The sequence below is a fragment of the Paradesulfitobacterium ferrireducens genome (genome assembly GCF_017310645.1).
Taxonomy (GTDB): domain Bacteria; phylum Bacillota; class Desulfitobacteriia; order Desulfitobacteriales; family Desulfitobacteriaceae; genus Paradesulfitobacterium; species Paradesulfitobacterium ferrireducens.
The window spans coordinates 160964-176258 of the sequence record NZ_JAFLRH010000002.1 but is presented as its reverse complement, the minus strand read 5'-3'; the positions used below and the strand labels follow the sequence as shown (position 1 = coordinate 176258).

Annotated in this window: 10 protein-coding genes and 1 pseudogene; all 11 read right to left on the bottom strand. The window is 48.9% G+C overall.

The window, feature by feature from the left end:
* Window positions 1-3 precede the first annotated feature (3 nt).
* The 11 genes and pseudogenes from J0X21_RS00915 to J0X21_RS00865 all read right to left on the bottom strand — a co-directional run bounded on the left by J0X21_RS00915 (window position 4) and on the right by J0X21_RS00865 (window position 15167).
* Window positions 4-2061 (bottom strand): hydantoinase B/oxoprolinase family protein, encoded by a 2058-nt coding sequence (locus J0X21_RS00915; protein WP_206808839.1) that lies wholly within the window; start codon window positions 2059-2061, stop codon window positions 4-6.
* A gap of 15 nt (window positions 2062-2076) precedes the next feature.
* Entirely contained in the window at window positions 2077-4200 is a 2124-nt protein-coding gene (locus J0X21_RS00910) for a hydantoinase/oxoprolinase family protein (RefSeq protein ID WP_206808830.1), read from the bottom strand.
* Window positions 4197-4565: an acetone carboxylase subunit gamma gene (locus J0X21_RS00905; protein WP_206808828.1), complete on the bottom strand. Its 369-nt coding sequence runs from the start codon at window positions 4563-4565 to the stop codon at window positions 4197-4199. The genes J0X21_RS00910 and J0X21_RS00905 overlap by 4 nt, the downstream gene beginning before the upstream one ends.
* Before the next feature lie 2 nt (window positions 4566-4567).
* The gene (locus J0X21_RS00900; protein WP_206808826.1) at window positions 4568-6559 is read right to left on the bottom strand and encodes a hydantoinase/oxoprolinase family protein; all 1992 of its coding nucleotides are present in this window, start codon (window positions 6557-6559) and stop codon (window positions 4568-4570) included.
* A 23-nt stretch (window positions 6560-6582) separates the two neighbouring features.
* A complete protein-coding gene (locus tag J0X21_RS00895; protein ID WP_206808823.1) occupies window positions 6583-7917 on the bottom strand; it encodes a phenylacetate--CoA ligase family protein in 1335 nt (444 codons plus the stop codon).
* A gap of 196 nt (window positions 7918-8113) precedes the next feature.
* Window positions 8114-10417: a GAF domain-containing protein gene (locus J0X21_RS00890; protein ID WP_206808822.1), complete on the bottom strand. Its 2304-nt coding sequence runs from the start codon at window positions 10415-10417 to the stop codon at window positions 8114-8116.
* Between the two features lie 324 nt (window positions 10418-10741).
* Window positions 10742-10903, bottom strand: a pseudogene (locus J0X21_RS00885) (3-hydroxyacyl-CoA dehydrogenase family protein); the annotation flags it as partial.
* Between the two features lie 73 nt (window positions 10904-10976).
* On the bottom strand, window positions 10977-13373 hold the full coding sequence (locus J0X21_RS00880) for a xanthine dehydrogenase family protein molybdopterin-binding subunit (RefSeq protein ID WP_206808817.1): 2397 nt from the start codon (window positions 13371-13373) through the stop codon (window positions 10977-10979).
* On the bottom strand, window positions 13373-13858 hold the full coding sequence (locus J0X21_RS00875) for a (2Fe-2S)-binding protein (RefSeq protein ID WP_206808808.1): 486 nt from the start codon (window positions 13856-13858) through the stop codon (window positions 13373-13375). The genes J0X21_RS00880 and J0X21_RS00875 overlap by 1 nt, the downstream gene beginning before the upstream one ends.
* Before the next feature lie 4 nt (window positions 13859-13862).
* On the bottom strand, window positions 13863-14744 hold the full coding sequence (locus tag J0X21_RS00870; protein WP_206808806.1) for an FAD binding domain-containing protein: 882 nt from the start codon (window positions 14742-14744) through the stop codon (window positions 13863-13865).
* A gap of 18 nt (window positions 14745-14762) precedes the next feature.
* Entirely contained in the window at window positions 14763-15167 is a 405-nt protein-coding gene (locus tag J0X21_RS00865) for a pyridoxamine 5'-phosphate oxidase family protein (protein ID WP_206808805.1), read from the bottom strand.
* Window positions 15168-15295: the final 128 nt, after the last annotated feature.

Here is a 15295-nt window from a genome sequence, read left to right as displayed (position 1 = left end):
CCTTTAAGCGCGCATGATCATCTGAATGGGTTTCCCTTCGGGCCAGGAGCCAAAGGAGTGTAAAATCTCCTGCGGGGGCATTTTTTGCGACCACTGCGCCTGGAAGTCCTGGTATTTAAGACCTCGTTGTAGACGCTGGTGATATTCTTTTTGTCTCAATTGACTGGTAAGCATCTGGTCTATTTTACGGCCGGAATCATCCAGGGCAACTTTATAAATATTTTCCGCGCTCCAAAAGGAAATAATATTGTTTTGCAGGTCTTGCAGCACCAGTTCCGGCTCACGTTCCAACGGATCGCCGTAACCGGCTCCACCTGTGGCAAAGGCGATGGTGATGACATCACCATGAGCAAACGACCGCGCTGCGCGGGCAAAGAATTCAATAATCCATTGACCCTCAATTGATTGTTCATCTAAGATCTCCGTTAGATCAAGACGTCCGTTAAATTCCCCTGCCTGCATACGTCTTAGTAAGTCAGCCTTACGGATACTGATTCCCGGTACGGTACAGGGAGCATAGCCGCCAAAAATGGGCTGCGGAGTTTGCAGCCTGGTGTTATCTGCGGTGCAGAGGAACCAGACATCCCGCTCATGATAAGCTACCCATAACTGAGCGGAACCCACTCCACCCCGGTATTTGCCGTGGCCACAGGAATCGGTCCAGTGTTGGGAGAAGGGCACAAGCATAGGGAACTCATTCTCCATCGTCTCGACATCAGGAGCGCGGCCGAATACCGCCCACGGAAAACCAAAGGTGTTAACCCCATCCCCAGTGGCTTTGCCGCCTTGCCCCTCTGAGTTTAACGAATAAGCGAGCATGTCGGAATAGGGCATATTCCACTGGGACAATCCGGCGACAACTAAAGCGTTGCCGGCATTGCCGGCCGAAGCCGTAACCTGCTGCCAATCTTGTGTGCAGAACATCATTTTGCCAAAACAATTGTGCACAGCACTCATGACCCCAGTAGCGATCATAACCGAACAACTGGTGGCCGCCCGGGCATCCGGGCTAAGGCATGTGCCTTCCGGAAAGTAAAAATCAATGGGCGCAAAAACACTGTTGGCAACCGGCAAGTCATGAAAAACGTACTCATAGACGAAATTGGAAACGTGCCCAACAATGGCTTGAGGGTGGGCGTTATAGGATGAAAAATTCTCGGGGGATGTACCGGAAAAGTCAAGCAAAAGCCTGTCACCTTTTTTCTCAATCATGAGGGAGGTGCGGACAAGCCCTTCAGCCGGGCCAACCCCGTCACTAAAATTGACCGACCGGTATTTCCCATCCGGCCACGAACGAATGCGCTCGCGGGCGCTTTGTTCGGCGACAATTAGCATTTTGCGAAATAAACCCACAACATGCTCCACGCCCATTTTGTCGGCCAATTCCAAAATCCTGGTCCTGGCCCGGTCAGCGGCCGTGCTCCTGGCTTTGAGGTCGATAACCACCATTTGCGGAGCCCGAATACCAAAGGCAGCAGCCATCTCCACAAAATCATTATTTAATTTGAAATTTTGCCCAATTTTTAACGGTGGAACGTTAAAGCCTTCCTCAAAACGGGTTTTGGCACTAACAGACATCCCTCCTGGCTCAATCGCCCCTGTCTCACTGGTATGGAGGGCTGCACCGGTCCAGCCTATCAGTTGGCCATGGTAAAAAGTCGGCATGACCACCACAACGTCAGGATTATGAATCCCTCCGTAGACAGCGTCATTGGTAAACCAAATATCGCCGTCGTTTATCCCCGGATTTTCGGCGTAGTTTTTCAGGATATATTTTATGACAATCGATTGAATCATTCCGTGTAAAAAGGTACCGCTGGCCGCGTTCACCAAATCCCCGTTCGCAGTAAACAGGCTAACGATAGAGTCTCCGGCCACACCCATCGAACTGCGTGAGGAGCGCATAAATACTTCCATTGCTTCATCTAATATATCATTTGTGCGCTGAACCCCGATTTCATAGCTGCCAAGTGAGAGTTTCTCCACACAGGCCAGTTCATACTCCATGGGGGGCGCGGGTTTCATCCAAGCCAGTTTTTCCTCAAGGGTAGGTATTGGCATTGCTTTGCCCTCCTTTTACTTGTTGGTCTCCAGAATCCCCAGGCCATGCCGGTCTATTGTCAAACGCATCGTCGGCGGGATCACAATGGTGGTATATTCAGCCTCCGCCGCTGCTGGTCCCTCAACAATATTGCCCGGTTTTAAGGCGTCAAAATCATAAACTTCTGAAGGAACAAAACCGAGCCCATCCCAATACATCTCGCGCTTTCCCTTTAAAGCTTGAGCTGGATCTGTGCCCTCAAGGTTTAATAGCGGCAAGTTCACCTTCTCCGTGGGAATGATTGCTCGAAGCACGAAGTTTTCCACAAACACCCCGCCTTCAGGGTTAACCACTAAGGGGCTAAAGGACTCAGCAAATTCCTTTTCAAAATGTTCGTAGATCTTCTGCGCATCCTCTTTACTTTCAATAAACAGCTTCGGGGATGTTGTGCGCTTGACATGAGCCTGGCCACCGTAAATCATGTCGAGTTCCAAGGAGAAAATCACCCGTTCCGCATTAAGTCCGTCCCCTTCCAACTCCTGTTTGGCTTTATCCATGAGGCTGCGTACCACTTCGTTAAAAGCTTCCTGCTCGATTACCACTTTCTTAGTCACCGGCTCCATAAAGACCATGCGCTTTGAGGTTTCGTAAATATGGATCATATCCATAATCGAAGAGCCATAGGCGCAGAATACGGGCGACATAGGGAAGACAACAACCTTATCTATATCACCTTTGTAGCCAGCGGCATGAGTCGGACCGCCTCCACCAAAAGCGAACACTACAAAATCTTCAGGCTGGTACCCTCTTAAGTGAACCTCTTTGCGGATCGCCGAAGCCATGCTCTCTTCCACCAACCTTTTAATGGCAGATGCTGCTTCCGGCACGGAGATTCCCAAGGGATCGGCGATTTTATTTTTAATGGCGCGGAAGGCTTTGTCTTTGTTAAGTTTCATGCGACCGCCATAATAGAAATCAGGATCAATATACCCTAACACCAGGTCGGCATCCGTCACTGTCGGTTCTGTGCCCCCTTGGTTATAGCACACCGGGCCTGGCATGGAACCCGCGCTCTGCGGACCGACCTCAAGTCTATTGCCCAATTTTTTATTAATCCAGGCAATGGAACCGCCTCCGGCCCCGATGGATAGAGTCTGGAGCATGGTAATACCTACCATCCATCGGTCTACAATCGGCCGGAATTCATAACTGCGGACGCTGTCTTCCACCACCAAGCCGATGTCAAAGCTGGTTCCGCCAACGTCACTGGCCACGACATTTTTATACCCCAATTGCTTGGCTAGATAGTGCGAGCCGATCAGACCGGCCACCGGCCCGCCGTTATAGGTGCGGCTGGCTGTGGTCTTAAACACTTCGGCACATCCGCCGGAATTATGAATGAGCAAGAAAGTGCCTTTATACCCTTTAGCCCGGATCTTATCCCAAGTTGAAGATAACTCGACCTGCAATGACCGCTGGAGATAGGCATCTAAGATTGCGGTCATCGTGCGCTGGTATTCTCCTAACTTCCCTAAGACATCACTGGCCAAAATGACCGGCAAATAGCCCACATGGTATTCCTTATACTCTTCTCTGATAATCTCTCGGACGCGCTTTTCGTGTTCCGGGTTCACAAATGACCAAAGCAAGGAGACAACAAATCCCCGCACTCCTTTATCCACTAAATAGTGGATCTTGGCACGCAAATCTTCTTCATCCAGAGGGCGGATCACTTTGCCAGTGGAATCCACCCGCTCTTTAATTCCGACAATCAAGTCGCGGGCAATGAGCGGGTGTGGCTTCTCCTGGCGGGCCAAGTTGCGCCGTTCCGCGACCCTGGTCCCATCGACCCACTGGGCACCCCGACCGATTAACACCATATCTTCGTGGCCCTCGGTCGTTACTAGGCCCAGTTTCGGTCCGTTGCGCTGGATAAGGCGGTTCATCGCAACCGTGGTCGAATAGCGGATCACTTTAGTTTCAGCCAGCAGCTCATCGAGCGATACACTTAACCTTTTGGCCGCTTCTTCGATTACATTGATAAAACAAACAGACAAATCATAATGGGTAGTGGGAGCCTTGGCAATAATTGTCTCTTTACCGTTTCTTAATACCAAATCAGTAAAGGTTCCTCCGACATCAATATCAATGCTTTTCATATGCTTTTATACAACCTCCCTTCTTTAATCCCCAACTCTTTGCTCTGCACCCGGGCTTTCAAAGCAGCCACATCAATTTCAATATCGTGGGTTAGGGGATGACCCGGCGGCAGATACTCTGTTTCCATTTGAGCGCCGCAACTGGGACAGTAAAATTCGATGATGCGAACCCAATTGGGGTCCGGAGAGAAGTTGTATTCTGCTTCAACAAGCGGTCGATGCACTTCGTTAGGATTTCGTTCGTAAATCAGACACGCTTCTTTATAGTTTTTGTCCGCATCGTTCAAAACCGCTCCGCACTTGTTGCAGCACCACTTATCTTGATCTAAGTCCAAATCTAAATACTCTGTCACCCGTAGTTTCAAAGTTATCCCTCCTTCTGGTACAACAGTCCGTTGTGAAATTGATCGACCTTTAAAATCCATCCTGGCTGCACAAAATAAGTTGTAAGGCTGCCCTCAATTACGGCCGGCCCTTCAACCTCATTGCCATAGGTGAGCTTTTCCCAGTCATAGATAGTGGCCGTAATTTCTTGTTGGTCCCAGAACAGCATGCGCTGGTCCTTCACACCTTCATGGGCGGCGGTTCCTGCCTCCTCTGCCATTTGCGGCTCGTATTTCGCCATCGCGTATTGTGTTGTCAGCCGCATAAACCTGAGCAGTCCCACGGAATCTGCAAGATTGCTCTGCCACCAGGCTATTAATTCTTCGAGTTGCTTAGTCGTATCGGCAGTTTCTAACGCAATCTCAAAGTTATTCTTGCTGCCGGCTTGTTCAAGCTCAACTTCTAATACAAAAGTACCCTCGTTAGAGTCGAATCCCTCACCGCGCAAATCGCGCTTCCCCTCTTCCAGCATACCCTTGACCGCGGATAACACATTAGGCTCAAGGCCTTTTTGAATCGGGATAAAGAAGGCGTGTTCATAACGATGGGTTATATCTGAAACAGAAGAGCCTAAGGTGCTGAAAACAGGACCCAGGTTAAATAACCAAACATTTTTTATCCCCAGCTTTGCCGCCACCGGGTTTGCCAACAACGCCCCGTTGCCGCCAAACGCAAACATGCCAAACTGCTTGACTCCGTCAACACCGGCTTCCCCTAAGGTCTCCGAGACTTTAGCTGCGATCTCTCGCGCAGCCACATCAACAATGGCCTCAGCAGCATCCTTAACAGAAATTCCTAAGGGGGAGGCGATTTTATCAGTGATTACTCGGATCGCTTTACCAACATCAAGGTTTCTTTGTCCCTGTAGAAAAAACTCAGGGTTAACTAAACCTAAGACCACAAAAGCATCTGTCAGTGTGGGTTCCTCACCGCCCATGTCATAACAGGCCGGTCCGGGATATGCTCCCATGCTTTCCGGGCCTAAAGTTAGCTTTCTTCCTTTTCCCACCCGGGCTATGCTCCCTCCGCCAATTGAGTTCGAGCGCAGCAGAATGGCAGGGGTCTTAACCGGGATGCCGAAAATATCAGTATTTTCAGATAATAATGGCCGTCCGCTTTTAATGACTCCCACCTTGCTGGTTGTGCCCCCGACATCAAGAGAAACGACATTTTCCAGGCCATACTTCCGTGCATAATAAGCGCTGCCATGAATTCCGAAAATCGGTCCTGATTCCAAGGTATCAGCCGCCCGGGTCTTGGAAATCCGGGCCACCCCACCCGCTACATTCCCGATTAACAGCGGGCGTTCATAAGCATACTTATCTTTGACCTCATCTTCAGCTTTAAATAAGGTTACGGCCAGGGGACCATGGATATAGGCATTGATTAAGGCCATATGCGTGCGCGTCTGATCATCAGGGTGTTTTATCAGTTCTGACCCGGTCAACACTGGCACAGCCCCGACATAATGGTCAAGATATTGATCTTGAATTATTTTCTTGATCCGTCTTTCTCTGGAATCATCAAACAAGGCTCCATTGAGGCTGATACAAATCCGCCGCACCCCGTTCTCCAAGAGCTTTTTCACAACGCCAAGGAGTTCTTCGTCTGTAGAGTCGTTTTCCAGTCCGATCACATTTTCCGGATCGATGATCTCCCCTAGGGTAGCACTTTGCTCCCGTCCATAAAAGTTTGCTTCCTGTCCTTTAGCTACAAGCAGACCAAGTTTAGGCCCCTTTTTTTCCGCCAAAACATTGGTGGTAATGGTTGAGGACCAGCGCAAGACCTCAACCTCAGCCAGGAAATCAGACAGGTTTTCAAACCCTGCTTTTTCCGCACCCTTGTGCAGGCAATCCATAAAACAGACCGTAAAGTCGTGAGGAGTTGTATCAACCTTGACCGCCAACGCATTACTGCCATCATAGATTAAGCCGTCCGTTAAAGTTCCTCCGATATCAATATCCACAGTATACATCCGGTAAAATCCCCCTTCCCAGTTTAGACGTTTTCCAGCCACAGCTTCTTGATTAGCTGGGCTTTCATCTCATACCGTGGCAATGTCCCCGGCGGGACAAGTTCTACGTTAGAGCTGAAGATAAGTTTGTCCCGTAGTAACCCTTCAACTTGCTTCTTTAACTGTGGCAATTCGACCTCATTATCCGGACCATATTCCACCTTAATTCGCAGCGGTGGCTCTACTTTAGGACCGGGCTCAGGCAGCAAAACCTGGATTTCCCCGGTGGTTAACGGTCGCAGACTGCTAATTACATCTTTGATAGCAGAAGGGAAGACATTTACACCGAGCACAATCAACATATCATCCGTGCGCCCGATGCAACGCATTCTAAAGCTGGTACGCCCACATGAGCAACGGTCATTCCAAACTTCTACATGATCGCGGGTACGGAAGCGGATTAAGGGCACACATTCCCGGTTGAGCGAAGTATAAACCAATTCACCTTTTACTCCGTTTTCAATCGGCAGAACCTCGCCCGTATCCGGATCGATAATTTCGCAGTGCACGAATCCTTGTCCACAGAAATGCATACCCTCTGATTCTCCGCATTCGCCGAAGATTACCGGAGCCATGTCAGCATTTCCTAATCCTTCGGTCACAGTCGCACCCCAATCCTCGGCAATACGTTTGCGAATGCTCGGTATCCCGCCCCCCGGCTCAGCCCCGCACATTACTTTCTTAATACCCAAGGTTGCCGGGTCAGTGTCAAATTTTTCTCTGATGTATTCGGCGAGATAAAGAGCATAAGACGGTGTACAGGTTAGAACATCTGCTTTAATATCACGAATCGAGCTGTACAGCCGGTCAGAAGCCCCAGTTCCAATCGGGATAAAGGTTGCACCAATCGACTCGATCGCATCCTTTAAGGGAAGACCCCCGACAAAAAAACCAAGTCCGAAACCGTGAATTACCTTGCTTTCCGGGCGCACCCCTTCAGTGTAGTACACTCTGGCTACCGTGTGTGTCCAGTTGCGGTGATCATTGTTAGTAATACCCACATAACTCGGCCGGCCGGTAGTTCCGGATGAAGAATGAATCCGGATTACCTTTTCCATGGGCACTGCCGCGTGCAAACCCAAGGGGGGGGCTTCCTCCTGGCTGCGACGCAATTCTTCTTTGGTCGTAAACGGAAGCTGGGCCAGATCTTCAATTCTTTTTACTTTTTCCGGGTTTACGCCGGCTTCGGCAAACTTACGTTGGTAGAAGGGGGAGTTTTGCATGACATAGACTAATTGCTTCTGGATCAACTCACTTTCCCATTCTTTAAGCTTAGCTGGGGACATTGTCTCAATTTCAGGATCAAAATACTGATGCATATAGAACCTCCTTTCATTTAATTCTGAAAATACTGATTATTGGTAATAATTTTAATCAGCTCTCTAAGTAAAATCATTGTGTCTTGATATCAAATCTCATTTTCTTTTTTTGTGATTGGGAAACAAAAAACAACTCCTGATGGAAAATCCCCCAGGAGTTGCAAAGGGCGAGATTGCCTGTTATTCTTCCTTTTACCTATGTTGTTAAATTCATCAACCGTATTGCCAAGTGCACATTAGCCCGATCATTAGGGCTAACCAAGTTTAAACCTGTAAGCTCCTCTATTTGGCCAATTCGATAGCGCAAAGTATTGGGATGAATATGCAGGATGGCAGCACTGTTTTTTAAGTTGCACTCATTATCCAAGTAAGCCTCAAGGGTTTTTAGAAGTTCGGATTTCTTGTCTTCTTCTAACGTTAGTAGACCCCCCAGTAAATCCTTGACATATTCTTGGGTAATTCCTGGATCAAGATTAACCAATAATTTGTAAATACCCAGATCGCGGTAGAACATTATTTGCCCTTGTTTTGCGCTCTTATTTAAGTAGCTGATACACATATCCGCTTCCTGAAAAGCCTTGGCAAACTCCATTATGTTTTGCGCAGGAGTACTTACACCAACCGAAACCAGCAACCGGTATTTTGATTTTAACAGTCCAGCTAAATCCGCGACAAGTTTCCGATCCATATATTCTTCAGAAGATTTACCACAGCTACCCGGGATAATCACGATCATGCGGTTGCCCATATTCATAGCGGCAGTGCCCTGGCGATAGACATCCAGATAATTCGTGATTTCCCTTAAGAGCCGTCTCTTGAAACGAAAGGTTTTATGTTCATCCTTGGGATCATCGCGCTCAGCGCCTGATAAAAAATTGATATCAAAAATAACTATTATATAGGGCATGGAAGGGTCTAACCCGAAAGACGCTGCCCTTTGTCCCGCTTCGTTTGGGGTTCTTATCTCTCCTTTTAGCAAAGAACTAATGAATTCCACCTTGAGATTTTGTTCCACTTCAAAAGAAATATTGGATTTCATGAGCTCTAAGGCATAGTAGGTTACCGCTTTTTCAACTGCCAGCAAATCCAGTTTGTCTAAAACCCGGCCTTTTTCCAAGATCCCCACAAAACCAAGAATTTCGCGGCCAGACTTGATTGGAGCCAGAATTGCCGAAAGAGACATGCCGCCGATGTGAGCGCTTACCCGCACCGGCCCTTTTGGGTTGACGGCCTGCCTATTAGATTTATGATACCTTTGTACTTCGCCGAGCAGGTCAAAGTGATTGGCATAGGAATCATCAAAGGGTACAACAACCCGCCGGTTGCCGCTTTTGGTGCTGAAAATCACCGGCAGTCCGAGATATCCGGCCAGATGTTGGGTAATGCCTTCGATGCCACTCTCATCTGTAAGTACTTTGCTCAAACGCTCATGCAAGGCAAAAATTCTTTTTAGTTCTTTGGCTGTGGATTTTTCCTTCTCAAACAAACTACGGTTATGCAACGCCATCGCTAAGTGCCCAGCAACCAGGCTTAGAAAGCGAAACTGGCGCGCATCTAAATTTACTTCCTGCTTGCGCCAAATCCAAATCATACCCCACAATTTGCCTTCAGATATGATAGGAGTGCTAACACTATAGGAATACCCATGACGGCGAGCCCATTCTTCTACGGTATTCAAATTTGATTTTGGGGAAAGTTTTACTATCTTGGGATGAGTCGCATAACCCGTGCCAGCGAGTTTTGACCAAAATTTTTGGTCTTTAATAATTGGCTCGCTTATTTCGGGTTGAACCTTCCCTATCACTAACCGAGCCCTTCCTTCAACCCCGATAGCGACAGCATCGGCTTCCTGAACCACCTTGCACATTTGGATAACCGCATTATTCAGCAATTCTGCAACATCGCCCAAGGTCCAGTTGGTTGTAAGCTGAAAGAGAACCCTCGACTCCATCTCCTGATTTTTTATCTCATTTAACTGCCAAGCGTTGCGCAAGGTTGCCGCAATTTGAGAAACCAGGAGCTTAATTAAACTTACGTCTTCTTCCGTAAACCCTGCGGGCTTATTAATTACGTGAAAAACTCCATAGCTCTCGTTAATCGTTGAAACCGGAACTGTCACAATATTGCACAGCTTAAAAGCTTTAGCCAGCCTTTGGATGATAATAGGATCCTCCTGCACGTCATTTGACCAGTATGGGGTTTTCGTTTTAAAAACGTTAACCGCGTTACCCCCATCGTCCATCGATACTTGATACAGACTAATCAGATTCCGATCCGACACTCCAAAAGCCGGTTTCTGCAACACCAGGCTCTTCTTCTCCTGGTCATACAGCAGTAGTCCCGCTCCCGTCGCTCCCACCATGTTCTTCATCACATCGATTACATACTCAAGGACTTTCTCGAACGAGCCCGCCATATTAATAATGTTACTGATCTCAAGCAGTGTATCAAACGCAACCTGAGTATAGTTGACCGTTAAACGTGGATTAACTTCATTCATTTTAACCGGAACCCCCTCGAATCTAGACCTGACGAAATTCCTTGGTGAAAATAATTTTGAAAGCCATCCCCTATCCCTTTGCTTATCTACTATACAGATCACTTCAATAATTACAACGATTTTGGCTTTATTGGTTTAATTCAAGCGGTTACCTGCTGTTTTTACGCCTTTGTTATTCGATTCTGCATCTTCCATGCCGGGCGCACAATATGAAAGAGGGATTTAGGCTTGGGCACCTAAACCCCTCTTCACTCATTCAACCGGGTCTTGCGTTGATCTGGGTAGCAATCGGACGGTCAACCGGATTCGATTTATGTGATTTAATCAATACTGATAAAATCCTTCCCCGTTTTTGCGTCCGAGCTTATTGGCCCTGACCATCTGCTTAATGATCTGCGGAGCAGCATACTGATTATCCCGGAATTCATCAGCAAAGTATTCCATGACATAATAGTGAATATCGATTCCGGTGAAATCCATTAGTTCAACGGTTTTGTATTTCCGTTGCCGTTGCTGCTACTACGAATGTAATACTTTTTTATTTAAATCTTTTACTTTCTTATCCCTCTTTTTCTTTCTTCTCCTTCAGCGCTTTCAGGATCATTTCCGGGGTTATGGGTAAGCTGTAGAATCTCACCCCGATCGCATCATAGATAGCGTTGACAAGTGCCGGGAAAGTCGGCTGGACAGCCCCTTCTCCAGTCTCTTTCACCCCAAAGGGGGCGGTCGGATCATAACTCTCGACGATATTGGTATCCATTTCCGGCATTTCCATCATGGTCGGCATTTTATAATCGTGGAAGTTTGGATTCAAGTGCTTGCCGCTGGCGTCCAGCTTCTGGTCTTCGTAAAGGCAGCCCCCGATATTAAATAGAATTGACCCCTCGACCTGGCCTTCCACGCTCATGGGGTTAACCGGAGTCCCGCAATCGCCGGCTTCCGTGACCTTTTTGACGTAGATGCGGCCGGTTTCCACATCCACCTCTACTTCATGAACCTGGCAACTAAAGCCATATGTGGGGGAGTGGCCAATATTGGCCCCTTGAACCCTGTTGCCGCTAATCATATCAATCCCTTTGCGGCGCGGCGGAGAAAAATTGCCGAGCCCGACCAGGGAGCCGTTGATGCTGGTATAGGCTTCAACTGCCTTTTCCCAGGGAAGCCGTTTTTTCGTTTCATACATCGAATAAATTTCCCGCTTTTTAATCACTAATTGGTCAGCCCGTACGCCTAGCATTCCGGCCGCAGTTTCTTTGAGCTTTTGGTTAATCTCGACGCAGGCCATCTTAATAGCGGCCCCGGAAGCATAGGTGAGGCGGCTGGCAAAGCTGCCCAGATCAAAGGCTCCGATTTCCGTATCTCCGGCTTGGACGTGCACATCCTCATAAAATACGCCCAGTTCCTCGGCGGCCATTTGAGCCATGACAGTATTGCTGCCCTGCCCGATATCAGCCGCGGCACAGAAAAGTGTGACCCCGGCTTCGGTATCGACCCTGATCATGACGCTCGTGTGCGGCTTATAATTCTGATAGAGGGTATAAGCTGTGCCGGAAATGTAATAGCCGCCGGCCATGCCAATCCCTTTCCCAAAGGGGAGCCGGCCGCGCTTCTCCAGATACCCTGATTTCTCGACCGCTGTCTGGAGACATTTTTTATACTCACTGTGCGGTACAAACATATTATTAACCGCTGTATGGCCGGATTCAATGGCATTTTTCATTTTAAGCTCATACGGACTTACACCCATCATTTCAGCCAATTCATCCAGCAGGCACTCCATCGCAAACCGGGGCTGCACTCCGCCCAGACCGCGCATGGCTCCGGTGCTTGGTTTATTGGTATAGACGCTTCTTCCCCGGAAACGGACATTGGGTACCTTATACGGCAGGTGCATCATGGAAGCGGTGTAGAATAAGACCACGACGCCCCAGCCGGAGTAGGCCCCTTTATCCATAGTGTTGTCAAAATCCACGGCTTTGATATACCCGTCTTGATCAAGACCCATTTTTAGTTTCATGTGGGCCGGGTGGCGGCCTTTGTTGGTATAGAAAACTTCGCTGCGCTCGTAGGTGACTCTGACCGGACGCCCGATTTTGCGGGAGAGAAGACAGGCTGCAAACTCGGCCGAGGAAGCTTCCCCTTTGCCGCCAAAACCGCCGCCGATAGTCGGGAGGGTCACCCGGATTTTGTTCATGGGAATTTCCAAGACAATCGAGAGCTGCCGGTGCAGGTAATGGGGAACCTGGGTGCTGGACCATACGTGCATCTGACCGCTCTGAGGGTCATAACTGGCAAGGGCCGTATGGGGTTCTAAGAAACCATGCTGGGGGTAATTGGTATGGAATTCCCTTTCCAAAACATAGGCACACTCAGAAAAAGCCTTGTCCACATCCCCATACACTTGCTCCCCTTGGTGCATGATATTTCCCGGACTGTCTTCATGGATGAGCACTTCATGGGCGCGTTCCATGGATTCGAAAGGATCAAGCAACACCGGCAGCGGCTCATATTCCACTTCAATTAAATCCAGGGCTTCTTCGGCGGTTTCCTCATCAATGGCAGCAACGGCTGCTACCCCTTCACCGTAGAAGCGGACTTTGTCAAGGGCCAAAACTGTTTCGTTGGCTGTTTGGGGCACAATTCCCCATCTGTTCGGGGCTTCAGCCCCGGTGAGCACTGCCAGAACACCGGGTAATTCTTGGGCCTTGCTGATATCTATTTTCTTAAGGATGGCATGGGCATACGGACTGCGCTTAATTTTACCATAAGCCATTCCGGGGAGGGTCATGTCTCCGGTATAGACGGCTTCCCCTTTCACCTTGGCCGGGGCATCTACCCGGGGGACACTTCGTCCCACCTGGGTATATCTTGTTTGGTCCTGGTAGGCGGGCACCCCTTCGAGATTCCAACCTTGAGGAGTAAGGTTCCACTTAGATCCTGTATCTTTTTGGCTCATTATTTCACCCCCTCTTGGGACCACACTTTGGCAGCTGCTTCCACGGCCTCGATTATTTTTTTATAGCCCGTACAACGGCAAATATTGCCGCTTAGTTCGTGCTTGATTTCTTGTGGGCTGGGGTTAGGGTTGCGGTCAAGTAAAGCTTTAGAAGACATAATCATGCCAGGGGTGCAAAATCCGCACTGGACGGCCCCGTGGTCCACAAATGACTGCTGCAGGGGATGCAGGCTTCCGTCTTCCTGGGCCAGGCCTTCAATGGTGGTAATTTTTTGACCCTGGCAGGCGATCGCCAGCTTGATGCAGGAAAGTTCCGGCTTGCCGTCGATCAGAACCGTGCAGGCGCCGCAGTCCCCTTCCCCGCACCCTTTTTTGGTACCGGTCAGTCCGATTTTTTTACGGATCACATCAATGAGCAGATCCCTGGGGTTAACCGCCACTTCATAATTGCGGCCGTTGATATTAAGTTCTATCAGCTGTTTCATTAAATCACACCCCCTTGGCTGCGGCATAGGTTTCTTGGATCAGCCTGCGCGCCAGCACTTTGACGATTTCCCGGCGGTACTCAGCTGTTGCCCGGATGTCGTCAATCGGTTTGGCTTCCCCCTGGGCTGCCGCGGCTGCCGTTTCAATGAGTTCGTCAATCAGCCTTTGCCCGTTGAGGAGGGCGGGAACCTCCTGAGATACCAGCGGCCGGGGGTAAACTGAGCCCATAACCAGCTTTATGTTCCGAATCGTCTCGCCGTCAGGCTGTAATTCAAGATTAACCGCCATATTGACAGAATCGATTTCCATGGCGTCTCTGCGCCCCATATAGGCATAGCGGCAGGCCGAGCGCGGCGCCGGTTCCGGCAGGATGAACCGGGTGAGCATTTCCCCTTCGTTCAGCCCAAGCTGCCTCACCCCGGTAATGAATTGTTCGAGGGGCAGCTCCCGGTCCCCGGATTGACTGCTCAGTACAACCTTGGTCCCGAGTGCCGCCAGCGGGGTCGGGGTCTCAGCCGCCGGGGAAGCGTTGCAGGTGTTGCCCCCAAGACTGGCCATGTGTCTAACCTGCGCAGAGCCCACCTCTCCGGCCGCATAGCTTAGCGCCGGGTACTTGGCTTGAAGCGCTTCTGAAAACTGAATTTCCGCCAGCTTGACGTTCGTTCCAATGACAGCCCCTTGGCCAGGCTCACACATGATTGTTCTAAAATCCTGTACCTGATTTATATCGATGACACATTCCGGCTGGATTGCTCTGTTTTTCATTAAGATCATTAAATCGGTGCCCCCGGCCAGTATTTTGGCCTTACTACCGAAACGCCCAAGTAATTCAAGCGTTTCCGCAGGGGTCCGGGGAGCAAAATACTCAAAATGATTCATGACCATCCTCTAGGCCGCCTCCCTCTAAAAAATTATCTCTTTGATCAAGTCGCCGCTGCTATTAACCATCATGGCCTGGCCGTGCTTTAGGCAGAAAATCTCGAACTCGGGATTCTTAGGAACTTTATACCTAGCTTGTAATTCCCTGCTCCTTTCGAACATCTTCTTTTTGATATTCATGTCAATCCCGAAAATGACGTCACCTTTTAGCCGTAAAGAAACGCTTTCCATAGAAGTTGAGCAAAACTCTACCGCCGGATTGCATTGCAACTCGTTAAAGACGTCCTTGGTATTGTCTGTCCAGAACCACAGTTTGCCGTCTTGTGCAAACATAAATTCCCATGGCCTGACATGGGGTCTTCCTTCTTCATCCACCGTCCCTAAATATCCCAGCGGATTAGCGTGTAAAAAGTCAATGATTTCGTTCATCCCATCTCCCCCCTGGCCATGATTTACTACAAATAAGAATATGTTCTCTATGGACTATACTATTATAAACTATAATACCACAGATAAGAGGGAAAATTAAGATATTTCTGCAAAGAAATTTTACAAAA